Origin of the sequence: Eubacterium sp. 1001713B170207_170306_E7 (genome assembly GCF_015547515.1) — a bacterium.
In the GTDB taxonomy this organism is placed as follows: domain Bacteria; phylum Bacillota; class Clostridia; order Eubacteriales; family Eubacteriaceae; genus Eubacterium.
The window spans coordinates 629,024-652,694 of the sequence record NZ_JADMVE010000001.1 but is presented as its reverse complement, the minus strand read 5'-3'; the positions used below and the strand labels follow the sequence as shown (position 1 = coordinate 652,694).

Sequence of the window (23,671 nt, the reverse complement as noted above, 5' to 3'; positions counted from 1 at the left end):
GTATGGTTATTCAATTAATCCGACCTTCTCAGATCATCATTCTTCTGGAAGCCATTCAAGATCATCATCATATACGACCTCCTGCAACACGACTTCCTCTGCTTCCGCTTGAATCTTTTCTAAAAGTGCTACGGCGCGCCGGTAGTCGGTTTGTTTAATTTCTTCAATATTTTCTTCCTGGCACATCCGACCATGGATACTCTGGTACATTTCCTCCGCCCGTTCACCGACTTCGTAACAGCGCTGATTGAGGACACCTTCCATAAGCGCGTAATCGTAAGGGCCTCCCTTCAGAATGCCCCTAAAGTATTCAGCATATTGGCGCCCCCAACGATTCAGTTTTTTGCCTTCATCTGAAGAATCAATGATGTTTGGGATACGGTAATCCCCATTCTGAACATATTGAAGTTCAGGCGCTATTTTTTCCAATATAGTTTTTTTGCGTTTTTCCATTTTATCTCCCTTGCCTACTCTATTGTTATAACACTGTTTTAGTACCATTATAACTGATAATTAAGACAGGCACTAACTTATTGTCTTTTAGTTATTTTATCATATTAACAACCGAATCTCCATTATTGGTGTTGAAAACTAAATTACCTTTCACTACCTTTTTCATAATCATATCCTTTTGATTCCCAATCCATCATTTCCGATGACGCTAGTCGAATGGCCAACTCTTTTAGCGCTTGACCCTCTAGCTTTTGGTATTGCATGGCTCCTGATGACGAATCATTTGTTTCGATTTGCTGAGCTATTTGATTACGAACATTTCGGCAGATCTTCACTGTCTTTACATATTTTTTTCTCTCATATTCTGACTTTACAGGAGACTTTTGACCATACAAGGTATTCCGATCAAAAGTATTTTCCATCTTAGACAAAGTCCAAAAATCATTATCACCATATCGATTCAGACGTTCAATCGGCACGGTCAAATGATCATTCACGATAATTTCATAAGAATCTGCTGTTTTAACCATACGATAGCCTAGGTTTTGCATATGGTTAAACAGTTCAGATTCATTCAGTGAATAACGCATCGATTGATTAAAGCTCGCTTTTAGCTGTTTATCTATATCATTGAAATCAAAGAGATCCTCCTGTTGATCACGATCCGGGTTAGTATGACTATTTTCGACTTTCAGATTATCACCTAATAAATGATTTTTTACAAACTGCGCCATCAATTTATCTTTGTCCCACTCCTCTGGCCGCATTAAAGTGGCTAAACGAAAGGTTTTATTTCCTTTTTTGATGGTGATATTTTTACGCTCATTTACCCAAGTCACATCATACCCTTTGTTTTTGAGGAAAAGAATAAAATCTTCACGGCTTGTAGCGTGTTGAATGGCATAATTGACAACGCTTTTAGCCATTTGTGTGTCTTTTGAAAGGGCTTTTTTATTGCCAAAATCACTTCTGTGCCCTTCCGTTTTTGATGCTTCCTTATGTTTTTTAAGCAAATTTACGAGCTCAGTTTTGCACCATTCAGGATTGAGTGTTGTGCTTCTGCATCGGAAATTGTGCGGGTTGATAAATGTTATATAATCACGATCATCCCACCAATTCGTCCGGTAGCCGAACTCCTGCATTTTAAGCATAAAGCTCCATTTATCTGAGGATTGATCAAGCGCATAGATCACGGTCTTATACATTTCCGTTTTCCAGGAAGTATTATTTTTTTGATTTTCAAACTCACCGCGTGTTTTTGTTGATATAGTTGCTTTTCCTTTATCCTTTACCCAGCTGAGGGTAATGCCCTTTTCCTCACAGAGCTGTATGGATTTTTCTTTTATTCTTCTGAGATCTTCCTTACTTTGATGCCAACGCTTACCGGTTAAAAAATTTGTTCGATTCAAAACAAAGTCATTGTGCCAGGTGCCTGTGTCCATATGCGTTCCCATAATAACCTCAAAGCCATCAAATATTTCTGGCAAACTGTCGATAAGCTCAACGCCCACTTCATGTGCCAAATCTGGTGTTATGCCCTGATTATCTGGAAAACTCTGGATAAAATGAACGTACAAGAAGTCGGCATTTTGCTGATCATAAAGTCGTTGAGTAGTGCGCATAAGCTGGTAAGCTTCCGCCGGGTCATCGCTGCAATTCCATGAATGCTTAAGCTGATCCCCATTTTCCAAGCTAACTTTTGCATCTTTGACACAGTATTTTACCGCTTCAAAAAATCGGCTGGGTTTGTCCCTTGTTTTTCGTGGAATCATTTTTACTACAGCCAAGATTCACCTCTCATTATTTTCCCTTTGTCCGATTATCGGGCAGTTGCCTTGATATTCTTTCCAGCATTTTGACGATTTCGGCCAGTTCTTTCTGGCACTCCTGTAAATAAACTTCTTGGATCATATGCATATTGGCCAACTTCGCGATTTGATTCAAATTGGTTCCAATTTTTCGGATCTGCATTAAAATTGGTCTGAATTCCTTGAAAATATAAACTTTCCCCTCATTCAGCACACACAATCGAATAAATTTGGATACGCAGGGCTTTTTATTCCAAATGCAATTACTATCGAGCGCTTTTTTCTCCAAATACTCCATCTCCTGATCGGTAAAACGAATGCTTACCTTTACACTTTTAGGATCTTCAGAAATATTCATCTTACCACCTTAATTCGATTTTGTATTAACGTTCATCGTCTATCTCAGGCACATCATTGACGTTTAGATAATCCTCAATTTCCTGAGATCTCCAGTCATCTTTTTCGCTAAACAAATCGTTGTCCGCATCAACGCCATTTCTATTTAATTCTTTAATACAATCAGCCACCTGAGCAAGCACATCTCTAGATACATGATTGATTATGTACACACTCTTACCATCATCTTTGCAGGTGTCTCGATCTAAATATAAGGCATTGTCTGACAGATTTAAATTCGTCAAGTTGAATTTTTCTTGTACCGGCAACACAGCATATAAGGCATTGTCTGACGTATTTAAATTATCAAAAGTGTCCTCTGGATCTTTCTGACAAAGGTATTGATATAATGCTCTTTGGATATCCTTTAGCTTTAGGTTGTTGACTTGACTTATCTTCTCGCATTTTAATACAGCCTTTTCTTTTTCCTTTAACTTAATCAAATCAGAAATATCAAGAACTTTATAATAGTTTACATATATTTCTCCATTTGTATCTGTTGAGCAATAAAATTGTCCATATTTTTCCCATCTCCCTTGACCCTTATCGGGATCAGGGATTATCCAGTTGTGTTTATCATCGAAAGTCACTAGTGGCATCCCGTCATTATGATAAAGCGTTTCCAAGTAAATCTGATCATCATTAAAATTGAGCCTGTAAATACTCAGTATACCCTTAAACCATCCCGGATGCTCCTTAAATGGAATTAACCTTTGGTCACTGATCATCTCAAATAAATCCGAAAGATTTACGATCCTTTGTATTACTTCTTTTGGAAGTCCGATATCCTCGGCCCATTTTTCTTCAAAGTTATAAATCAATGTATTATCCATTTTCTCTCCTTTCACTTTTAGCTAATAAAAAAAGCCTCATCATCGGCTTCATGTTGTTTCTCCCGTTACTCATTTGCTGAATGATCTTCAGAAATATTCATCTTTACCCCCTTTATCTGAGTTTGTTTTAACGCTCATCATCCATTACTGGTAAAACATTAAATTCCTGAGTCTCCTCATTTTTTTGAAATTCTCCGCCTTCTTCTTTTAAAGTGATGGTGAATCGATCTGTCTTATCTTCTTTTTTATCAAATAGATTATTGCCTAAGTTAGGTTCATTTTTATTAAACTCTTTAGCAAAACTAACCACATGATTGAGTTCATCTTTTGGTAAATGGTTGACTATATAGACACTCAGATCCTCATTTTTACAGGCATTTCGAATTGCCAATTGATACAATTCATTTCGATACGCCTTGTATTCTGGGTCAGTTTTATCAATTTCTAAAACCGGAAGATCAACATAACCATACGCTTCATATCGAACTACTTTCCCATAATGTGCTTTTTCATACCATTCCAAATCTTGCAATGGGCTATTTCCTTCAAAGTATCCTATTGCATCATATTCAGGAAATAATTCATGCAGCTTCTCATTTTCGAATAATTCTAATACTGTTTTCCATAGAAATTCACCTGAAGTGTCAACCACCTCATATCGTTCATCCATATCGACTAATTCTGTATATAAAGCATTGTCTGACTGATTTAAATAATCAAAAGTGTCCTCAGGATCTTTCTGACAAAGGTATTGATATAATGCGCTTTGGATATCCTTTAGCTTTAGATTTTTGACTTGACTCATCTTTGCACATTTTAATACGGCATTTTCTTTTTGCTCTAACTTAAACAAATCCGAAACATCAAGAAAATTAAAATAGTTCACATATATTTCGCCATTTGTATTAACCGAACAAAAAAATTGTCCATATTTCTCCCATCTCCCTTGACCCTCATCAGGATCAGGGATTATCCAGTTGCCTTCATCATCGTAAGTCGTTGGTGGCATCCCATCATTATCATAAAGCGCTTCCATATAAATCTGGCCATCATCAAAATTCAGCCGGTGAATACTCTGAAGACCCTCAAACCATCCTGGATGCTGCTTAAAAGGAATCAGTCGCTGGTCACTGATCATCTCAAATAAATCTGAAAGATTGACGATCCTTTGTATTACTTCTTTTGGAAGTCCGATATCTTCGGCCCATTTTTCTTCAAAGTTATAAATCGATGTATTATCCATTTTCTCTCCTTTCACTTTGAGGTAATAAAAAAAGCGCCGTAATAGGCGCTCCCAAACTCACATCGTTTCAGATCATATTATTAGCAAAATTCAACGTTCTTCTTCAACATCAAAATCGGAATCTTCTCCATCATATTCCTGAGCTGCTTCTACAATCGCTATATGCTTTTCCATCTGAGACTTTTCATATTCTGCGATAAGTTCCGTCATCATTTCCGGATTCAAGTCGTTATCACGATAATCATCAAAACACTTATAATATCGCGCCGCATCGGTAACCTTAATATCCACCGGCAGGTAGCCATGTTTTACAAGTTCTAGATTTAGGATTAACCGGCCCGTTCGCCCGTTACCATCTATAAAAGGATGGATGGACTCAAATTCAAGATGAAATCGGGCAATGGCTTCAATTGTCGGTGACTCTTTTAACCACTCTGAATAGTTTTGTATTAGTTTCTGCATATAGGGTTTAATTAAATATGGTTGCGTTGGATGGTGTGCCGAAGCAAGTATCTGTACTGGTACCTTTCTAAAAACACCACGGTTCCTTGCGTCGTTTATCAAAACAAGGGCATGGATATTTTTTATCAGCTCCTCGGTTAGCACACATACGCTCTCCGTACAGTCCATGATAAAATCAAATCCATCTTTAAAACCAATGATGTCTAAATGTTCACGGAGCGGTTTTTTGCTAATGGTTATTCCCTCTTGAAGGATTAACGCCGTCTCTTTCAAAGTCAGACTATTTCCCTCAATCGCGTTTGAGTTGTAAGTGTTCTCAATCGCGAACTCATCACGAAGCCTTTTTAATTCTGTTTCATTCAGTGGTTTTAGGCTGTTAAGCTTTTTATTTAGAGCATCGACCGATTGTAGCAATTTTTTCATTTGATAGTCCTTTCTGAAAACATTGCTTTTTTATTTAGATAAATTTATAGTTATTATAACATAAACATACCCATACTTTTATATTAATCCGTTCTTGATTCTTACCAGAATACCTGTTACATTATCGGTTTCTCCTGCATCACGAACACTTTTTAATAGCGTTGGCAACACTTTTTTATTTTTGCCCTTTTCGATAAGATTGATATGACTTTGAATATCCAGACAATTAAAAAAACCGTCCGAGCCGATAAACAAAATTGAAGGCACTGTTAGCTTTATTTCCTGGTTTTGAAAAAGAGCAACCTTTTCATTTATCCCGATACAGCTCGTGAGATAGCTTCGTTGATCTTTTTTCTGAGTATGCTTATCCGATATACGGTATGCCTGATGCTTTTCAATGAGATAAGCTATACTGTCGCCAACCTGTAATATACGAACAGCATCATTAATCATGACAAGCATCGTCAATGTCGTTCCAAGCTTTATGTTTCTCTTTCTTCCATAGCAAAAAACGTGTTTATTGATCTGATTCAGCAATTTGCTCAGTTCTGCTTCAAGATCCACTGACTTTTCTGTTAATAGGTACCGGCAAGTGTTTGCCGCCCAATGATTTATTTCATCAATGGCGATACTGCTGGCAGCTTCTCCTTTATCAAGGCCGCCGACTCCATCGGCAACGGCAAAGCAATAAAAAGCGCTCCCTTTAATATCTTTTTCACTCCAATAGGTAAAAGCATCCTCATACCGATCTCTTTTTCCTTTATCATCCAATTTTTCAACCGATACATTAAAAGTCATATTTCTCCCTCTCAACAATAAATTCAAGCTGTCCAAGTCGAAGGCTGTCACCTTCCTTCAGCTCATAGTATTTCATGTGGCTCAAAGGTTGTCCATTAATCCGATTGGTGTTTTGTGAACAATCACCGAAATATGCATGGTCACGATCCGTGCAATAGATCAGCCCATGGCATTTTGAAATATAAGAAAAAGCCTGCAGATCTGTTATCCTTCTTCCAATGGGGTAATAATCCGTAAAGATAACTAAATCACTCACATTACTTTGGCGGCTTTTTAATGTCAAATAAGGAATGTCATCGTCAAGTATTATGGTCTTAAAATCCAAGGGCTGAAATTCAATTTCTTCCGTCAATTCTTCTTTCTTACGTTTTTTCTTTCGTCTGAACAAACTGAAAATCGGATGTTTTTCAGGCTTTTCTTTTACCTCTGGCGTTTTTTCAGATTCTGAAGAATATGTTTCATTAAGAATCGTTTCCTCCTCTTCTTTGAAGCTTCTAAGATCTGGAGCCCCTGGTAAATCGACCGGGGCTCGTTTAGATGAGTGCGCTTCAGGAACAACGGCATGATCATTATGGTTAGAAATATCTGGCACAAAAATCGGCGGACATAACACATTGAAAGATTTATCCTCGATGGTTATTTTCATCTGTTTTGCTTCCTTTTCTTTTGTTAATCAAAAAGAAGATCAGAATCGTACACAATGCGGCGCAGGCCGCAATTCCAATGTAGATCAACGGATTCACCATACTTTCCGGTGCTGTTACTGAGACTTTTTCTGAGTTCACAGTCATTTTGTAAGTCACTTCGTTAAGCACATTCTCAACCTCATCATTGGCAGCAACTGTAAGCTGGTAGTCTCCATCATCATGCAATTGATAGAGTGTTTTGGTGATCTGATCTTGATTTTCGAGAAGGTTTATTACTTCACCTGAGTCCATATTTTTTATTTCCATTTTCGTGAAATAATCCGGCTTCTCATTACCGATCCAGATTTTGTCCAGTTCAATATTGATTCGTGCATCTTTAGACAATTCAGTTTTTTTGTTTTCAACGATCGGCGTGTTTGTATTTTTTTCTGTCACAATTGGTTTGGGTGCCGTACCATCGACAAAAAAACCATACTCAAGCTGATTGGATTGATTTTTTGCTTTATCCAATGCGCTCAGCTGCATTCCTTTTTCCCCTTCGGTATCAATACGATCATCAAGGTTCCAGGAGACGGTCTTCATCAAGCCAGTCTTATTGGTTAACAGGCAATTGATGGTATCAAGGTGATCATCTTTGACTAAAAAATAATCCGACAGCTTTACTCCGCTTTTATATGCGGGCTGCTTATCTAAATCAATACTCATGGTCACAATCTCTGGTTTTGTCCGGTCAATTACTACCGTTCCACCAGTGCTGTCACTGCGGTTTCCCGCCATGTCTTCAATTTGAGCGGATATGCTATATGTTCCATCTTCACTGAGTTCAACAGTCGATGCCAGCGTATTTTGACCGCTGTTTTTTTGCTGAAGTCGGTCTTGATCGTTAACCTTAAATTCAGCAGTATTGCCATCAAGATTAACATCTTCGTACAGCGCATTGATACTGATTTTTTGATTCATAAATCCATTTACAATCGGATCAATTTTAATCGTTGGTGCAATGTCGTCGTAAATAATGTCTGACTGTTTTTCGATTGTCTGCGTATTTCCAGCAACATCTTCAACGCTGAAATAACCGCCAATATTCCCCTGGCTGCCACCTTCAAGCTGTAATGAAACCTGAAGTGTGCTACCCTTTCCTCCTGCATTGACCCTGAAACCATGCAGCTGAGCATCTGTTGTGCTTATTTCATGGTTAGCGGTAATGACACCACTTAACGTATCACCAGCTTTTGCATACTTACTATTTTTTGCATTGTTCGATGTGATTGCCGCCTCTGCTGTGATGGGTGCATAATAAACGATCTGAATCCCGGCATCTCCCTCCGTCACAGTTACCGGTGTGTTTCCTGCGACGTCTGAAGCCATGAGTGAAAAATCAATGGCTTGCTGATCAATGAGTCCCTGGACGGTTTGCGTGGCGGTGTAAGTTCTGTCATTCTCAGCCGCTGTCACGTTACTTCCGGCAATCTGGCCCGTACACGTAACCCGGTGATTTGCCACAACACTGGCTTTGAGGGTATCCCCATCCTTTGCATATTGACTCCCATCGCGTTCATTGCTTGACACAAATTTCAGATCCGATAATTGTATTGGCGCATAGTAAATAATCTGTGTGGAGTCCTGTTGTGTTTTGGTCACATCCTCATTATTCGCGTCATCTCCAGCGGTAATGGCGAAGGGGAGAATTTCCTGGTCGGCTGCTAAATCACCGCTCACTTCAATTCTTGCCGTATAGTCGATCCGATTTCCAGATTCAACCTCAACGCTTTGACCGCCTATTTGGCAGTTTTTAATATTTGATTCATGGTTTGTTGAAAAACTAAGCGTAAGAACATCACCGTTTTTGGCCAGCGCCACACCATTTTCATTATTGGATTGATAGCTCAGATTGTTAATTTGAAGTGCCGAATAAAAAATACATGAAGTGAAATGATCACCGGAGACATGATATGCTGGTGTCTCGTAAATATCCTGTAACACCAACGTTGTATTGATCACAGAACGATCCTGAAGGTTTTGAACTGTGTATGTAGCCGTCCATAGAAGGCCATCTTCTGATTGCATTTCAATCCGCTGATCACCGATACGCAGATCCGCGTCCGTTAATGGCCGGTTACATTCAAAGGACACCGTTATTTGATCATTGTTTTTCACATAATAGGTGTTGCCAACTTTGTTACCAGTACAGGCGAAATCCAGCTTGATGATGTTATTCATTGAAAGTGCTTTATAGTATGTGATAATATCTTCTGTTTGAATCCCTGCATCCTGACTGGCCGCATCCTTTACAGTCTCAATTTTAGAATAGTCTAAAGTGATTGGGCTTGCATCCTGATATTCTTCATTGACTTTGTGCTTTGCATAATACCGAAAGTGATCACCTTCCTTTTCCATTTCCAAGGCAACTTCACTGTTGCCGATCATAATTTTGTCGAGATTTATTAATTCATGATTGGAAGAAAAAGAAAACCTCAGTGTGCTGCCATTGATGGCCACTGAGGGATTGTTGTGATCAGATTCAAATGTGACATGACTAACTTCGAGTGGTGCATAGTAAACAATCGTATCATTTGTCTGCACTGTTGCTGTATTGCCATATTGGTCGGCAACGGTACTGAGTTGAGAGAGATCAAGCGGGATATCGGAAAGATCTGAAAACATATTTTCCATAACGGTCAAATGGCAGTCATAGGATACCTTTCCGTCCTGCTCTGTTTCGTTAATTTCTAATGTATTCTTTCCAATACGAATTTGTCCAAGATTAACAAGCTGTCGGTTTGAAGAAAAAGAAAAAGTCAGCTCACTGCCTTTTACTGCCATTCCCTTTTCAGGATGATTAGAAATGAAATGCACATCCTGTATTGATAATGGCACGTGATACACGATTTTTGCGTCTGTCGTAACCGATGCAATATTACCGGCAGTGTCCTTTACAGATTGGAGAGAAGCTAAATCCAGGGGAATCTCCACGCCATCCTCATATTTGTCTTGTGGTACGGTATATTGAGCACTATAGTAATGTTTTCCATCAACCACTTCATGCTTAAGTTCTATCGATGTATCCCCAATTTTTATCGCCGTAAGATCTACCAGCTCCTCATTTGATAAAAAAGAAAATGTAAGAACGCTTCCAATAATTGCCGACTGTCTTTCCTGATTGTCTGAATCGTATTTTATTTCTGTAATTTCAATGGGTTTATAATATTGGATACTGTCCTTTTCCTCGTTTGAATAAATGACCTCTTTTTCTTGTCCATTTTGCGTAACAACACATTGGATCTCGTAATTTATTTTTTCTACTTTTATGGTTTCATCAATACTGTATTCTGCTGAAAACGCCCCTGTCGCCTCAGGATTCTCAACAGGTAGAACTTCCTGTCCTCCGATTTTAACAGCCTTTACAAGCGTTTCTGGCGCGATTTTATAGGAAAGATTTAACTTATCTCCTTGTTTACATATCATTGGGTTAGCATTCGTCGATTGAAACGCGATTTCCGTAACTGCCTCAGCAACGGGTGTTTCCTCTTCTGGTGTAGCAGCTGCAACAGGCATCTGTAGACATAGCAGCAGTAACGCAAAGGTAAACAGCAGTATTCTGCATAAATTCATGGTTCTTTTTTCTTTAGTCATTTTCTCCTCCAATTATTTTATAACGGTTTTTGTTGTTCTTCATCTTCATCTAAAAGCACGGTAGGATGTAAAACATTTCTCTTTCCCTGGTCATTGGTGCTTTTGTGATTTTTTTCTTGCTCTTTGTTTTCTTTTTTATGCGTATTATTTTTAAAAGAGCGCCTGATCGATCTTATTTGCAGCAAATGGTACAGAACGATAGACGCAATTAAAAAGAGAATGCTTAAAACAAAAAATACATTGCTGCTGTACATAGAGAACTCCTTTCATGTTTTCATTACCCGGTGTCCCCGATTCGGGAATGCGAAGTATTTTAGCCAATAAACAAAGTTATTTTAAAAAAATAACTAATCATGATTAAAACAATAAAATCCATACTTCCAAACAGGATTAGCGCCAAAGCAATACCATATATTCTTTTATGGCGCGATTGGTCTATTGGATTGTAAATATAGAGACCAATTTGTTGTTTTAGAACGGCGATGCGCCTGTTTTCTAAAAACAAAGCGAAGCAAGCGATAAGAATCATCACAATCCCGACCGCCAGAAGAATGTGTAGTATGTAAATCCTCATATTGAACCTCCTTACAGTTCTTATAATTTGATTTATATGATTTAGTAAAGCCAGGCAGACATAATCACTACTCTGCTTACAGCGTTTAGGTTTTATTAAAGTCTTTTATTGGATTCCGTACATTTGCATTTGAAGCTGCAAGGCATTATATTGGTACAAAAGATTTGCAGATAAGCTTTCATTTTGTTTTACTTTCAAAGCTTTTGCCTTTTGCCAAAGATTACCCGCCTCCCCGTTGTTTCCTGATTTCAGCAAAGAATCAATCGCGTACAGATAGCTCAATAGATCGTTGCTGTCTTTATCAATGGCCATGCCGAAACTTTCTGCTGCTTTTGTATAGTCACCTTCTGCATAAAACAATTTTCCTCTTGTGATATTTTCTTCTTTTGTGTATTCTGCATGGAAACTATCTAATTTATTCCACCACTTCAAGGCTTCTTGTCGTGAATTCATGTCATCAAGGTTATTCGATAAACCTAATGCAATTAATTTATACGCAGGAATCAGTTTCACATGATTGTTTAGTACATCCTGATTCATGGACTGAAGTGTGATTTTAACAAAATCTATATTTTCCTGATTCCAGGAGCCTAAATTTGAGTAAACATTCAACAGAAGAAATAGAGAATCCATTTTTTCATCTGTATTATCTGTAGACTCTATTAAATGCTTGAGCTGCTCTATAATCTGATTGGTATCACCTTGTCCGTTTACAATGCTTTGAAGGATCTCGGCCTTTTCTCCCTTCATATTTTTCAGGAGCGTCTTTGCATATTCCTGATAAATGGGACTGTCCTGTTCAATACAAAGTTCTGACAACTGGCTTCTGAGTGACTCACTTAAATATTTAGGTTCCGTTCTTTCTCTGAAAACATCCAATAACGCTTTGTTTTTTTCTTTGACATTTTCGTCCGTTTTTTTCGGGAGCATCAGCTGATATATTTTTTCGTATACTTCCGTTCGCCCTGGATCTTTAATCGAGGCATTGAGGTAAGCTTCTGTTGCGTTGGTAATATCTCCTTCTTGTTCATACTTAACTGCTTGATTAAATAAAACATTAAATTCATTGCGATAAGCCTGAACATTGCTGAAATAGCCATACATTCCAAGTGTAAAGGAGACGATACACAAAATAATACAACTCAGAAAAACCGCCAAGCGAACTTTATAGCCTGAAACAGGATCGTTTTTTTGTTCGATTCGATGAAATAATGCATAAACATCTTCGGCACTTTTGGGCCTTTGTTCATAATCAGCCTGACAGCAAAGATTTAAAAAAGAGATTAATTCTGATGGTTTTTCTTTTTCTTCAAGGAAACCGCAGATATATTGACCAAGTTTTCCAATGGCATAAATATCCGTATAGGTACCTACTGGAATCGAACGATTTGCGTACTCAGGCGGCGAAAACTCCGCTGTTCCAGCTCGTCGATTTGTGGTATCTCCTATTTTTTTACAAGCTCCAAAATCAATCATTTTTAAAAAATGATTGTTGATCACGATATTATCTGGCTTAAGATCACAGTATGCATAGCCCTGTTCATGAAGATATTCAATTCCATGGCAAATCTGCTTCAGCCAATTGATCGCCTGCATAACAGATATTGTATTGTTTTCTAAAAATTCACTGAGCTGCACCCCATGGACATAGTCCATGACAATATACAATGCTTCAGGTTGATCATAAATAGTTGGCAAGACCCTTGGAAACATTGGATTTGAAAACTTTGAAAGCATAATGGCTTCTTCCTTTTGGCGGTGAAACGCCTGAATATTATTTCCTTTATCCAATACCTTGATTGCCCACATTGCCCCCATCTGCAGATCTGTTGCCAGATAAACAGTACTTGTCGCTCCTTCGCCAATTACTGATATGAATTTGTAGTGCTCATCCAGAGTCGTTCCTATTAAATTTTTCATAACCGTTCACTCTCAATGCTTTTTCAAAAGCAGGATGTTTTCTTCAATCTGCTTTCGATCTTCAAGGGTTTGTGCTTTTTCAACCGCATCCTCCCAACGATGAATGACAATATGGTGTGTTGTTCTTTTTAATCCATATAAAGCCAAAGCCCTGTTTGATTTTATGCGAATGGCATAAGCGGTGTCTTCGTTAAATTGTCCTTCATCGCTGAGCTCACAATATTTATCATACGCTTCCCTGAAGAAACCGTTCTTCAGATAGATGGCCGCTTCTTTTTCCCGGATAGCAAGTTTCTCTTCGGGACAATATATTTCTGCCAAATTTAGCATTTCCGTAAAATAATCACTTAACCCCTTAAGGCTCCCGAATTGTACCGACTCCGTAAAAAATAAGAACACACCAATGTAACATCTGATTACATCGTTGTAAGGAGCTTCTCCCTTTTTCAGACGATCCAGTTTATTCAAAAGATTAATTCCCTCAGTCTTTTGTTTCAGCAACATTTGCACTCTCCTTTTAAATTTTAAGATGTTCCAGTATTTTCAAATTATTTGAAATATATTTCTTGATTTGATATACTAATTGTATATTTATTTAAAGACAAGGTAGGTGAAAAAAATGCGTATCGTTAATAAAAAACGTTTTATTCTCTGTACCATTCTATTTCTAATTATATGTATAATAGGTGTCTATGCGGTTGTTCGTGCAGTCAATCATTCCCAGCCAACAAATCCTGTCGTGAACAAAACGGATCATGAACAAAAATCTTATACCGCACAATGGAACGAAGCTTCAGCCCCAGTAGAGATCCGAAACAACTACATGGTCAACATGAAATTAGACACGGAAGAAAAAAGCTATTCAGCGGATATTACCGTCGATGTCTACAACGATTCAGAAGATTCCTGGCCGTCCATTTATTTTCGGGATTATCCCAGCCAGTTCAGGGATATTGAAAACGGACGGATCAGTGAGATTTCATCCGGATTAAACGTATTAACTGGAGACACGCTTGAACTATCAAGAGAATCAGATCCAACGGTGTTCAGCTTCAAACTTGATGAACCACTGTCTCCTGGAGAGACTGCTTCGATTTCCTTTCACTATAAAGCTTTTGTCCCTGTTCTCAATGCACGTTTTGGCTATCAGAGCGTCGGTGAGGGAAAGAATGACTTTTACCTGGGAAACTGCATTCCTGTATTATGTCCCTATGATGATGGCCAGTTTCAGTATTATCCTTATTTCGCCGTTGGTGAATGCTTTTATTCCCGAATGGCAAATTATAAAGTGAATTTAAATGTCCCCAGTGACTACAGCGTGATCGGAACGGGCGATTCCATCATCGCTGACGATAATGTTGTGAAAGGCCTTGATATTACTGCAAATGCTGTGCGTGATGTGATTTTTGTGATTGGCAATGATTACCATGTCGCAACCGATGTTGTCGACGGTATCTTTGTCAACAGCTACTATCATTCTGGCCGCGAAGATAAAGGCCAGGAAGCACTCAATGTTGCTATGGACACACTGAAGGACTGTAATTACCGGCTCGGGAAGTATCCTTATTCACGATTCAATGTGGTCGAAACCCAGATGGAGATGCTGGGAATGGAATATCCACAAGTGGTTTTAATCACCATGGCCGACGAGGGGGTTCCCTCCTCAGTTCATGAAATCATGCACCAGTGGTTTTACTCCCTGGTTGGCAGCAACTCCTATACCAGCGCCTGGCTGGACGAAAGCCTGGCAACCTACCTTGCGAATCCTGGGCTCGTTGGTTATTCTGGATACATCACACAGCCTTACAGCGCATTTGCCAGCGATCCGGATTACACACTGGCCATGTACTTCTGTGGCGCTTCGATGTATAACCGCTTAGAAGAAGAATATGGCAAAAGCACCATGACCGATTTTATGCGTCAGATCCTTGAACAATACGCTTACAAAGAGATCTCAACACAGGATTTAGTCAATCTTTTAGCAAAGTACTTCGGCGCCGATAATGAAATTCTTAAAGAATATATTGAACCGCAATATTTAGAAAATGTACCAGCGTAGTCATCAACCATAAAAAGCCTTTGCATTTCTAGCAAAGGCTTTTTATTATAGTTATCCTATTGATAAGACATAGAGCACAGCCAAAAGAGCAAAAATGCTTTATTGTTGTCCAATAAAAAAGAGCCTAAACGGCTCTAAATAACTTAATCTTGTTTTTCATCTATCTTTCATTTCTATCATCATGAGCATAATCCGATTGAATGAAACGTTGATCTGTAATTAGTTGTTGCTCGTTTAGCTTTAAAAAGCTTGAGCAAAGTATTAAATCATATCGCAGCGTTAATAAAGTTTTATAAAATCGTCTCCGAATGTTTGAAATATTTGGTACTGTATCAATAAATTTTTTTATTTCATTCATATCAATACGATCCATCATTCTGGATAAGGCTTCATTACAATCTTTATACTTCAAATTATTAATTATGCTGAAATAATTAATTTTCTTTCCATTTTCTTTAATGGCTGAATTTGGAAAATCGTAAACACGTTTTCTAATTTCTTCCTTATCTTTGAGCATTTTTTCCATTTTCGCATCGCTTAATTTAGGATATAAACAAGAACCACAGTCATAAACAGGTGCAATTTTTGCCTTAGTATCTTTTTCATTAATTAAGAATCCCCAATTGCCGTTATGGCGATCAAAATTTCCAATCAATGCATCGACAATAAACATAGCCCAGAAAAAATCATTTACTTTTTTGACTGGATAGATTGTCTGTTGACATATAGCAGCCAAAAGTTCCCTTAGTTCTGTTCCGTATCCTGGTGTCCCCTGCTCATTTGGAATACTATTTTTGATTTATGCAAATTCGTATAAACGGTTGTCTTTATCTACAAAGTCTTTACACAAAATAACTTCCTTATCCTGATATGTACCTAAAACTGTTTGTTGAACTTCAAACCCCAACATCTCAAAAATATGGCAACCTATATATTCAGAATAAATATTATTCGTATAGGAAATATCTAATTGTTCACGTTCCTGAGCTTTTTTGGGATATTTCATCATGTATATTTCATTATTATAAATGATTGATTTCTTTTGTTCGGAACCACCATAAAATCTAAGACCTGATTGACAGTTTGAAAAATCAATTAAATCCATACTATTCTTCCTTCTTTACAAATATTTTTTTCTCAGTTCTTCCGCTTGTTCCCAACTAATACAATGGTCATAATAAGCTAAATTAATTGATCCTTGTACTTCATCATAAAGACAATCAAGGTGGTTAACATTATCTTTTATTCCCTTTTGAAGTCTATCAATATCATCGTATAAATATTCTGGTATTCTGAAGCTAAGACTGTTATCTACTTTCATTTTTATATTCAAATTCTTATTTCTCCAATTATTGTTTTAATCATAGTATACTATACAATAATTAAAAATTGGCATAAAACCCTATCAAAAAAATTCACTTGATAAACTACACATCAAAAAAATCTACGACTTCACATGAACCTTTGGATGATTTTTCAAACCGTTTTTTAAAAACATAAAACGCTCCTTTCAATATTGTTTATTTCGTTAATTCTGTACCGGAAGGCAGAGTCTTCCGGTACTAAAGGAAAAAAAATGAAAAAGTGTGGCAATGTCCAGAATCGAACTGGAATAAGCCCATCGGTGCACTCATTGCCATGTTCGGAAGTGGCAGGAGGTTACCACTTCCATTAAAAAGGAAAAGATTGAGGGAACTGCCGGAATTAAACCGGCACTACAATTCTCGTAGTAGGCTCTTGCGTTCCCATATTACTTTGATGATCACTTTTGATCAATAAAAAAACCGTCTGATTGTGTTCAGACGGCGTGCTATGCTATAATCACAGTGCAGGGATACCTGTGGCACCGGTGCGGTAAATTATGCCCCAGAGATGGGGTGATGCTTATGGATAATAATCAATTAATTTTGATTCTGGCGTTAATCGCTTTTATCCTTGAATGCATCAAAAAAGACAAATAACCGTCCATAGCCTCGAAAACTTGACGGTTATTCGTTAGTTTAATATTGGGGCTCACCGTGCCTGGTGTCCCTGTTTCTTTATACATTATACCACACTTTTTTACATTTTTAAAGAATCTTAATCTTCACCCTCCAATAAATGCTTAAAAGAATGATCGGAACCAGGATAACCGTTGCTGCCGCTAAGATAACATAGCTGCGGTTAACCGTTTCTTGGGTTTCTTCCGCCTGTGGTTCTGGGAAAACCCGTTCCCCTCTGACCAAAAGCCGGTGGCTGTTGACCCCAATAGGCGTACAGGTCAGCAGGGTTACATAGTCTTTTCCAGGAACAAATCTCAATTCTTCCGTTTCGCTGGGTGCTACCACTTTGATCTGATCCACCTGGTATGTCAGAATTTCATTCAGCACGTGGATCTCAAAAGTATCTCCCTCAGTCAGCTGATCCAGCTCTGTAAAAAGCCTCGCATCATTGAGCCCGCTATGGCTTGTGAGGACAGCATGGCTGCCTTCCCCGCCGACAGGCAGCGAAGTTTCCTTGATATGCCCAACGCCTTTTCGCAGCACCTCGTCGCGGGTGCCATGATAAATCGGTAAATTGACATTTATTTTTTCAATCAAAAGCGTTCCCATGATCCCGTCTACGTTCAGACAGTCCAGATAGTTCTCGGGAAGGACATAGCCGCTGCCCTCGACGAACGGGTCATGTGCTGCCATACCATTTAAGCCCTGGTTGTAAGCCAGGGCTTTTTCTTTTTCTTCTGTCATGACGGAAGCGTTCATCTGCTCCACAGTGATTTGATAATCCTGAATCACTTCCCCATGTTGCATATTTGACAGCAGATTTGCGATGATCGGGTATGCCAAAAAGCAAGCTCCGATGATAAACATTAAAGTGATGGCTATATTCGATAAAATCCGCTTCATCTGCTGTTTCCTTTCTTATATGCTACTCAATTATTCGCTTATTCAGCCTTTTTCGACTTTTTGATTCTTATTGCAATCAATGTACCCGCAGTAAGCAAGCAGATTCCGGCACCAATGATTAACATCATGCTGCCATTTGCGCCAGTAAATGGCAGATTATACTTCGGTACGTTGGTAAGGGTAACGGCATTGGCTGTCAGATGCGAAACCGAGTCCGCTCTTATTTTGAAGGGCTTCTTTGACAGCTGATAGTCCACGCCATTGACATTCTGGGGAGCCTGTGTTTCGACAAGCCAGTAATAAGTCACGGCATCGAGGCTGTTATGCTTATCGCCCATCACGCCATATTCAAGTCCATAGAAGTGGGCTTTTCCCTGTGCATCCGTGGTCACTTCCCAATCTTTAGAGTGATCGGTTGGATCAACAATCGCATTGATGCCCTTATTCGCATCGCTTTCACTGCGATAGATTTTGAACTTTGCACCCGGCAGCGCGATATTTCGATTCGTGCTGTCTACCTTAACCAGGTTGATACCGGTGGTATGTGTTTCGGGTTTTTTATCATCTGGTACGGATACCTGGTCATATTTGACATGCAGGTTGTTGGTGTAATCCAGAGATGCGCCATTGTAAATCGCCTGTCCCATAGAGCCCTCAGCGGTTTTGTTCAGCACAGTGCGGAACTCAATGTTGATGGTTCCCACCTTGTTGTCCTGACCTAAGCTGTAGACGCCCGGCCTTTTAATATCTTGCAGTGACTGAGCTGCTTCTGTTTTTCCCGCGTCATTCAAGGTGACCGTTAATTTTCTGCCGTTGGCGGTTGTTGGCTCGTTCACGGTGTAGCCACCAGTACTCATCTTTACACGGTTCCCGTGAATATCAACGCGGTATAATTCCGTGCTGCCGGATACAAAGTCTAATCGTGTGTCAAGAACATCAGTAATCTGATAAACGTCACAGGTGGCCATGTCATCCGGCATGGTCGTTTCGATGATCCATTTGTTTTCCTGGCTGATATCACAGGTATCATCTTTGTTATCCAGCTGCGTGATAAATTTATCAATTTCCGGGCCAGGCTTCAGCTGGTTCTTTGGATAAATGTGCACATCATAGATCCAACCGTCTCCTGCAGGATTGGTAAGCGGCAGGCTGACCAGACATTCGGCTGCTTTAATATCCACCGCCGGGTTGTCGATTTCCTGTACAAGATAAATCCCCATTGGCAGTTTACTGTTGCCGGTAATGGTCGCGGTTCCCTGTGCATTGGTTGTTAAGGTAACCGGTGTCCATGATGTATCCTGTTTGGTGACGTCACTGTCCTGCATTTTGGTGATTTTAAATTGCACGTCCTGCAATGCAACTGCGGTACTCGGTACGTTTTGAACGGTTCCGTCGCATCTTACCCTTGCCTCTGTAATATCGTCCATCCGGTATTTATGGATGGTAATGCTGCGGTCGATGGCGGGATCTGGAATCCCTTCGCCCGCAGCCAATACACCGGCCATTGACGAAAAAAGCATGGTCGCGGTCAGTGCCGCGATGGCTGCTTTTCTAATCCCTTTCTTTGATAAGATTTCTTTTAACTTCACTACTTTTTACCTCTTTCCTCAAATTTTTTATAACCAGCCACAAAAGCCAAGCCCAACATTAATACGCCTAACCAGCTGAAAATCACACGGTTATCATCGTTCGTTCCCGCATAAGGCATTTGAGGATTTGGATAATTGACAAGCTGCAAGCCTGTAACGGTTTTTTTGAATGCCGGGGCTAATGGTTTTCCTTTCGCTGTGATGTCAATGGTGTTTGCTTCTGCGTCAATTTTTACACGCCACTGTCCTTTTGGCAGCTGGTAACCGGCCTTTGTTTTCACTTCGACCAGCTGATACTCTCCGCTCCGAAGATCGCCAAAATTGACGTTGCCGTTTGTATCAGACGTCAATTTTTTAATCACAGTTGTCCAACATGAATCGTCTGCTCCTGCCAATTCTGTATGACTGTGATTTTTGGATTCTTCCGGTGTAATTCCTGTTTGGTCAGAATATGCCTTGTCATATTTACAGGCATAAAGCTCAAATTCAACGCCAGGCATTGCCTGATCATTTTCGTTAACTTTTTTGAATGAAAATTCCACCTTTTTGGCCGCATTGGGTACGTCCATGGTCAATGTATCCTCCGCCCCCGTTACTGTGAAGTAAATGGGATTGGTCGATAATACATGATCCGTAGGTGCTTTTGTCTCTTTGATATAATAGTCTCCAGGCAGAAGTTCCACATGGAACCGGCCCAGTTCATCTGTGTCTGCTTCAGCGACCAGCTGATCCGTGTCTTTGTTGTATATCTGAAGATGTGCGTTCTGTAATCCATCAAGGGTTTCTTCATCTGTTTTCGTAAACTGGCTATAGACGTTTTTACCTTTAAAGGCTGCCTTATAGCTGGCAGACATGTTTCCTGATCCAACGGCCAGCGATACAAAAAGACGCTGCGTATTGCCAACGTCCGGATAATAGATAACACAGGCATCGGGAATATTGGCATCTGTACTGAATCGCTTGGTGGTTGTCGGAGTAATAGTTGCACTCACTTCACCGCTATAGCTGCCGCTGGCATAAAGCATGAAATCATCATCGTCATAGATGGTGAAGCTGCCCGTGTAGTCTCCATAAGTCTGCCCCGAAGTGTTTCTTGCAATCGCATGAACACCCTGCGGCAGGCTTACAGTGTATTGGCCATGCTCTGAAATATTCGAGCATACCGTCTGAAACCATCCGGTTTCCTGTCTTTGCGTGCTCCTGTTCCAGGTTGCCTCCTCTCGCTCAGCAACAATGCTCCAGCTGGCATTCCAGTTTGGTGGGTCTTGAAAACTCTTTGTGTTTACCAGATCTGCAACAACTGGGTCGGTCATGTAATAGGAACCATATGAAGTAATCCCCGAAAGGATGCGGATCGCTGCCCAGGTTTGAACATAGTATTCGCCACTTTGTCCATCATGGTACCCATGATACATGACGTTTCTGATCCGATAGCTCTGCACGTTGGCACTGTCCCGAATGTATGTGATTGGAATGTTTGGCCCAGTCGTTTCGGACGGGATGTTCAGTGTCGGGTCGGCACAATATGCGATGCCGTCAACGCCGTTATCGCTGATTCGGATAATTGGCGTGGTTGTGGTGATAATATCGGTGCCGTCTGGGCTTGCAAAGTCCGAACTGTAGATCGTACCATCATCCCATCCGGCAGCATAGGTGCTGATCATGGATTTTTTATGATCCCCAAGGGGAATTGTGCTTAAATACTCTGGATTAGCTGACAGGGTTACGACACCTTCACCGGAATTTCCAACAATGTAATTGCCTTTATCATCTTTCGGGTACTCTGTTTGCGCATTCTTTGAATCCGCTTGTACCTCCGTTGTGGGTGCCGTCGGACTGTCCGATGAGGCCCAGGCTGTATGAATTGACAGAATAAAACCACTCAGGAAGGAAAACATTAAGAACAGACACAGGGTCGTTACCCCTATTTTCCGCAAATGTTTTTTCAATTTTTACCTCCTCATTTTTTTCTTTGGGCTTAAGGCTTAAATTGCTCCTTTATTTACCACTCTTAAGCCCAACCAATTCGATTATTGCCGGTCAGTTGGCGCTCTCACGTAACACATGGATCTTTTCCCCCTTTCTCTTTTCTTTTTGATCAATAAAAAAACAGCTTACTGAGCTGTCTGTTGTGGCTGTTTGAAGCCTGATCAATCTGCGGTTATCGGTATTTAAAATTGGCATCACCCCCACTAAATGATGTTTCTTTGAAAGGGTTGCCGAAGCGGCATAGCCGCCCCGGCTATTTCAAAGAAATAAAGGAAATGAATGGCGGCGTCTGGTACTGCCCCAGATAAGATACAAACCAAGCGTATAATTTGTACCAAAAGACTGAATCTTCGCCGCCCTGTCATCAAGGATCTGCCCTCGTTATCTTTGCTTCGATTAATATCGTTAGCGGCGAATTTCTCCGCCGCATCATCAAATGCCAGTTTTTCCTTTCTGCAAGCCATCTTCCGTTCTATAGCATTGACGCCATATGACTATAAATGATAATCAAAATCTGACCCAAAAGTGAAAAAACTACCGTCACTACTCTCGTTCTTTTAAGGCGATTAATTTCCATTTCATCTTTAGTTGTTTTCTCCAAATTTTTAATCCTGAGGCTAGCGAGTACAAAAATGAGTAAACCAGCCCCTATAAAAAAGCTCATTCCGATGATTTCCATTTTGCTTAATTCACAAATAATTACATTCTTATCCATTTTATTTCCTTCCTTATCGTCTGGTACTGTTTTCTCTGTCATGAATCTTTGATCGGACTTACTTCAAAATAGGTTTCTACATTGCCTGTTGGCCTTAAAGGATGATTCGTTAAAGGGAAAATTTGGTTTTTGAGTAATTCGATTTTTAAATTCTGTACTTTCGCAATTTTTTCTTCATTGAGCAAGTGGATCGCATTTAAAATATCTGTATCATCATCGACGCTTACTTCCATATAGTATTCTTCCCGGCGATACCGATTGACTTTAATAAAGCAGCGTTTGTCTCCAGACTTTTGTATGATTTTGTTATTCAGTTCAAGATATTTGCGTCGAGCATTTGCTGTACCTTGCCAAAACTCCGGGTACTGGTCAACATCAATCTCTTTTTGTAAGGCTAACCGTATCCAGGTCATTGTACGTCCATCAATATCAAGCTGAGCGTATTTGCTGACATCCACGCCGTCGATCATTCCCTGCATAATTTCATGCATCTGTTTCGCGTCGAACCGTGGGTCTTGAAAAACCGTTGGGTCAATCCCCTGGTCCAATGCGTCAAACAATTCATACATTTGCTCATGACTGTATTTAGGATCAGCGTAAAGTTCCACCGGCACATCCATTGACAGACCATAGTCGATTGCCTGGATCTGTTTAAAACTGTACTTTGTGTTATATTTTGTCTCAAGCTGCCTGATCTTTTCTTCCAAGTCGGGCACTTCTCGTTTACTTTTTCTGATCATAAAGATTCTCCTTTTTACGACTTCATTTATCAAAAATTCATTGGCTACCTATCGACAACGATAGTTTTATAAATACAGTCACCCGACCATGATCGAATTTCATCAACGTATCCATCATCGTCTTTTTGGTATATCCATAATTCCGATTCTCCTGGCGTATGTACCACTAGGACAGAATGACCATTGTATTTTTCCTGTTCAGAAGGAATTTCTAGCATATATGCCTTCTCACTACCCTTTAATAAATCAACAAAGTGAATTGTAAAGTCAACAAACCAAAATCGAACTCCACCATGCTTTTCATAAGTAATTTTTATGAATACATTTGGGTCTATATCCCCTTCAGCCTCCATCTTAAAAAAATCACCTTCGTATTTTGCAGCTTCTTTTTCAATCCGTTTACTTGAAATCTTTTGTGATATCCAAAATGTTAAGTTTGCTAACAATAAAGCCATAAGTGCGATTCCAGCCGACATCAGTATCAACCATATATCTCTCATAATA

Annotated in this window: 23 protein-coding genes; 1 reads left to right on the top strand and 22 read right to left on the bottom strand. The window is 39.6% G+C overall.

Annotated elements, in window-relative coordinates; translation table 11 throughout:
* Window positions 1-36 precede the first annotated feature (36 nt).
* From I2B62_RS03265 to I2B62_RS03205, 13 genes are all read right to left on the bottom strand, one after another.
* Window positions 37-453 carry a TnpV protein gene (locus I2B62_RS03265; RefSeq protein ID WP_195267536.1) on the bottom strand — a complete coding sequence of 139 codons (417 nt, stop codon included), beginning with the start codon at window positions 451-453 and terminating at the stop codon, window positions 37-39.
* A 143-nt stretch (window positions 454-596) separates the two neighbouring features.
* Window positions 597-2,240, bottom strand: a complete 1,644-nt coding sequence (locus I2B62_RS03260; RefSeq protein ID WP_195267535.1) for a relaxase/mobilization nuclease domain-containing protein — start codon at window positions 2,238-2,240, stop codon at window positions 597-599.
* A gap of 13 nt (window positions 2,241-2,253) precedes the next feature.
* On the bottom strand, window positions 2,254-2,619 hold the full coding sequence (locus I2B62_RS03255) for a MobC family plasmid mobilization relaxosome protein (RefSeq protein WP_195267534.1): 366 nt from the start codon (window positions 2,617-2,619) through the stop codon (window positions 2,254-2,256).
* Window positions 2,620-2,644: 25 nt separating this feature from the next.
* Window positions 2,645-3,490 (bottom strand): hypothetical protein, encoded by an 846-nt coding sequence (locus I2B62_RS03250; RefSeq protein ID WP_195267533.1) that lies wholly within the window; start codon window positions 3,488-3,490, stop codon window positions 2,645-2,647.
* A 127-nt stretch (window positions 3,491-3,617) separates the two neighbouring features.
* Complete coding sequence (locus I2B62_RS03245) at window positions 3,618-4,733, bottom strand: hypothetical protein (protein WP_195267532.1); 1,116 nt, start codon at window positions 4,731-4,733, stop codon at window positions 3,618-3,620.
* Window positions 4,734-4,823: 90 nt separating this feature from the next.
* Window positions 4,824-5,618 (bottom strand): Fic family protein, encoded by a 795-nt coding sequence (locus tag I2B62_RS03240; protein ID WP_195267531.1) that lies wholly within the window; start codon window positions 5,616-5,618, stop codon window positions 4,824-4,826.
* A 78-nt stretch (window positions 5,619-5,696) separates the two neighbouring features.
* A complete protein-coding gene (locus I2B62_RS03235) occupies window positions 5,697-6,416 on the bottom strand; it encodes a PP2C family serine/threonine-protein phosphatase (protein ID WP_195267530.1) in 720 nt (239 codons plus the stop codon).
* Window positions 6,406-7,062, bottom strand: coding sequence for an FHA domain-containing protein (locus I2B62_RS03230; protein WP_195267529.1), 657 nt, complete (start codon window positions 7,060-7,062; stop codon window positions 6,406-6,408). Before I2B62_RS03230 ends, I2B62_RS03235 begins: the two co-directional genes overlap by 11 nt.
* Window positions 7,040-10,696: a hypothetical protein gene (locus I2B62_RS03225; protein WP_195267528.1), complete on the bottom strand. Its 3,657-nt coding sequence runs from the start codon at window positions 10,694-10,696 to the stop codon at window positions 7,040-7,042. Before I2B62_RS03225 ends, I2B62_RS03230 begins: the two co-directional genes overlap by 23 nt.
* 17 nt (window positions 10,697-10,713) lie before the next feature.
* Window positions 10,714-10,950 (bottom strand): hypothetical protein, encoded by a 237-nt coding sequence (locus I2B62_RS03220; RefSeq protein WP_195267527.1) that lies wholly within the window; start codon window positions 10,948-10,950, stop codon window positions 10,714-10,716.
* A 59-nt stretch (window positions 10,951-11,009) separates the two neighbouring features.
* Window positions 11,010-11,270, bottom strand: a complete 261-nt coding sequence (locus tag I2B62_RS03215) for a hypothetical protein (protein ID WP_195267526.1) — start codon at window positions 11,268-11,270, stop codon at window positions 11,010-11,012.
* Window positions 11,271-11,375: 105 nt separating this feature from the next.
* A complete protein-coding gene (locus I2B62_RS03210; RefSeq protein ID WP_195267525.1) occupies window positions 11,376-13,190 on the bottom strand; it encodes a protein kinase family protein in 1,815 nt (604 codons plus the stop codon).
* A 12-nt stretch (window positions 13,191-13,202) separates the two neighbouring features.
* Window positions 13,203-13,694, bottom strand: coding sequence for a hypothetical protein (locus I2B62_RS03205; protein ID WP_195267524.1), 492 nt, complete (start codon window positions 13,692-13,694; stop codon window positions 13,203-13,205).
* Between the two features lie 115 nt (window positions 13,695-13,809).
* On the opposite strand from I2B62_RS03205, the gene I2B62_RS03200 reads away from it, so the two are divergent.
* Complete coding sequence (locus I2B62_RS03200; protein ID WP_195267523.1) at window positions 13,810-15,249, top strand: M1 family metallopeptidase; 1,440 nt, start codon at window positions 13,810-13,812, stop codon at window positions 15,247-15,249.
* A gap of 160 nt (window positions 15,250-15,409) precedes the next feature.
* On the opposite strand, the gene I2B62_RS03195 is transcribed toward I2B62_RS03200, so the two are convergent.
* From I2B62_RS03195 to I2B62_RS03155, 9 genes are all read right to left on the bottom strand, one after another.
* Window positions 15,410-15,985: a hypothetical protein gene (locus tag I2B62_RS03195; RefSeq protein WP_195267522.1), complete on the bottom strand. Its 576-nt coding sequence runs from the start codon at window positions 15,983-15,985 to the stop codon at window positions 15,410-15,412.
* Window positions 15,986-16,048: 63 nt separating this feature from the next.
* A complete protein-coding gene (locus I2B62_RS03190; protein ID WP_195267521.1) occupies window positions 16,049-16,354 on the bottom strand; it encodes a hypothetical protein in 306 nt (101 codons plus the stop codon).
* 15 nt (window positions 16,355-16,369) lie between these two features.
* The gene (locus I2B62_RS03185) at window positions 16,370-16,582 is read right to left on the bottom strand and encodes a hypothetical protein (protein ID WP_195267520.1); all 213 of its coding nucleotides are present in this window, start codon (window positions 16,580-16,582) and stop codon (window positions 16,370-16,372) included.
* 736 nt (window positions 16,583-17,318) lie between these two features.
* A complete protein-coding gene (locus I2B62_RS03180) occupies window positions 17,319-18,134 on the bottom strand; it encodes a class C sortase (RefSeq protein WP_195267519.1) in 816 nt (271 codons plus the stop codon).
* A 38-nt stretch (window positions 18,135-18,172) separates the two neighbouring features.
* The gene (locus tag I2B62_RS03175) at window positions 18,173-19,723 is read right to left on the bottom strand and encodes a SpaH/EbpB family LPXTG-anchored major pilin (protein ID WP_195267518.1); all 1,551 of its coding nucleotides are present in this window, start codon (window positions 19,721-19,723) and stop codon (window positions 18,173-18,175) included.
* Window positions 19,723-21,672, bottom strand: coding sequence for a SpaA isopeptide-forming pilin-related protein (locus tag I2B62_RS03170; protein WP_243259399.1), 1,950 nt, complete (start codon window positions 21,670-21,672; stop codon window positions 19,723-19,725). Before I2B62_RS03170 ends, I2B62_RS03175 begins: the two co-directional genes overlap by 1 nt.
* Window positions 21,673-22,184: 512 nt before the next feature.
* Window positions 22,185-22,427, bottom strand: a complete 243-nt coding sequence (locus I2B62_RS03165) for a hypothetical protein (RefSeq protein ID WP_195267517.1) — start codon at window positions 22,425-22,427, stop codon at window positions 22,185-22,187.
* Window positions 22,428-22,465: 38 nt separating this feature from the next.
* Window positions 22,466-23,167 (bottom strand): hypothetical protein, encoded by a 702-nt coding sequence (locus I2B62_RS03160; RefSeq protein ID WP_195267516.1) that lies wholly within the window; start codon window positions 23,165-23,167, stop codon window positions 22,466-22,468.
* Between the two features lie 44 nt (window positions 23,168-23,211).
* The gene (locus I2B62_RS03155) at window positions 23,212-23,667 is read right to left on the bottom strand and encodes a hypothetical protein (protein WP_195267515.1); all 456 of its coding nucleotides are present in this window, start codon (window positions 23,665-23,667) and stop codon (window positions 23,212-23,214) included.
* Window positions 23,668-23,671 lie beyond the last annotated feature (4 nt).

Bases quoted from the DNA above. Each gene is read 5' to 3' on its own strand.
- I2B62_RS03190 (WP_195267521.1), bottom strand. From the start codon at position 16,354: ATGGATTTAATTGATTTTTCAAACTGTCAATCAGGTCTTAGATTTTAT.
- I2B62_RS03245 (WP_195267532.1), bottom strand. From the start codon at position 4,733: ATGGATAATACATCGATTTATAACTTTGAAGAAAAATGGGCCGAAGAT.
- I2B62_RS03225 (WP_195267528.1), bottom strand. From the start codon at position 10,696: ATGACTAAAGAAAAAAGAACCATGAATTTATGCAGAATACTGCTGTTT.
- I2B62_RS03215 (WP_195267526.1), bottom strand. From the start codon at position 11,270: ATGAGGATTTACATACTACACATTCTTCTGGCGGTCGGGATTGTGATG.
- I2B62_RS03230 (WP_195267529.1), bottom strand. From the start codon at position 7,062: ATGAAAATAACCATCGAGGATAAATCTTTCAATGTGTTATGTCCGCCG.
- I2B62_RS03165 (WP_195267517.1), bottom strand. From the start codon at position 22,427: ATGGATAAGAATGTAATTATTTGTGAATTAAGCAAAATGGAAATCATC.
- I2B62_RS03160 (WP_195267516.1), bottom strand. From the start codon at position 23,167: ATGATCAGAAAAAGTAAACGAGAAGTGCCCGACTTGGAAGAAAAGATC.
- I2B62_RS03180 (WP_195267519.1), bottom strand. From the start codon at position 18,134: ATGAAGCGGATTTTATCGAATATAGCCATCACTTTAATGTTTATCATC.
- I2B62_RS03210 (WP_195267525.1), bottom strand. From the start codon at position 13,190: ATGAAAAATTTAATAGGAACGACTCTGGATGAGCACTACAAATTCATA.
- I2B62_RS03250 (WP_195267533.1), bottom strand. From the start codon at position 3,490: ATGGATAATACATTGATTTATAACTTTGAAGAAAAATGGGCCGAGGAT.
- I2B62_RS03205 (WP_195267524.1), bottom strand. From the start codon at position 13,694: ATGTTGCTGAAACAAAAGACTGAGGGAATTAATCTTTTGAATAAACTG.
- I2B62_RS03200 (WP_195267523.1), top strand. From the start codon at position 13,810: ATGCGTATCGTTAATAAAAAACGTTTTATTCTCTGTACCATTCTATTT.
- I2B62_RS03240 (WP_195267531.1), bottom strand. From the start codon at position 5,618: ATGAAAAAATTGCTACAATCGGTCGATGCTCTAAATAAAAAGCTTAAC.
- I2B62_RS03220 (WP_195267527.1), bottom strand. From the start codon at position 10,950: ATGTACAGCAGCAATGTATTTTTTGTTTTAAGCATTCTCTTTTTAATT.
- I2B62_RS03235 (WP_195267530.1), bottom strand. From the start codon at position 6,416: ATGACTTTTAATGTATCGGTTGAAAAATTGGATGATAAAGGAAAAAGA.
- I2B62_RS03265 (WP_195267536.1), bottom strand. From the start codon at position 453: ATGGAAAAACGCAAAAAAACTATATTGGAAAAAATAGCGCCTGAACTT.
- I2B62_RS03155 (WP_195267515.1), bottom strand. From the start codon at position 23,667: ATGAGAGATATATGGTTGATACTGATGTCGGCTGGAATCGCACTTATG.
- I2B62_RS03255 (WP_195267534.1), bottom strand. From the start codon at position 2,619: ATGAATATTTCTGAAGATCCTAAAAGTGTAAAGGTAAGCATTCGTTTT.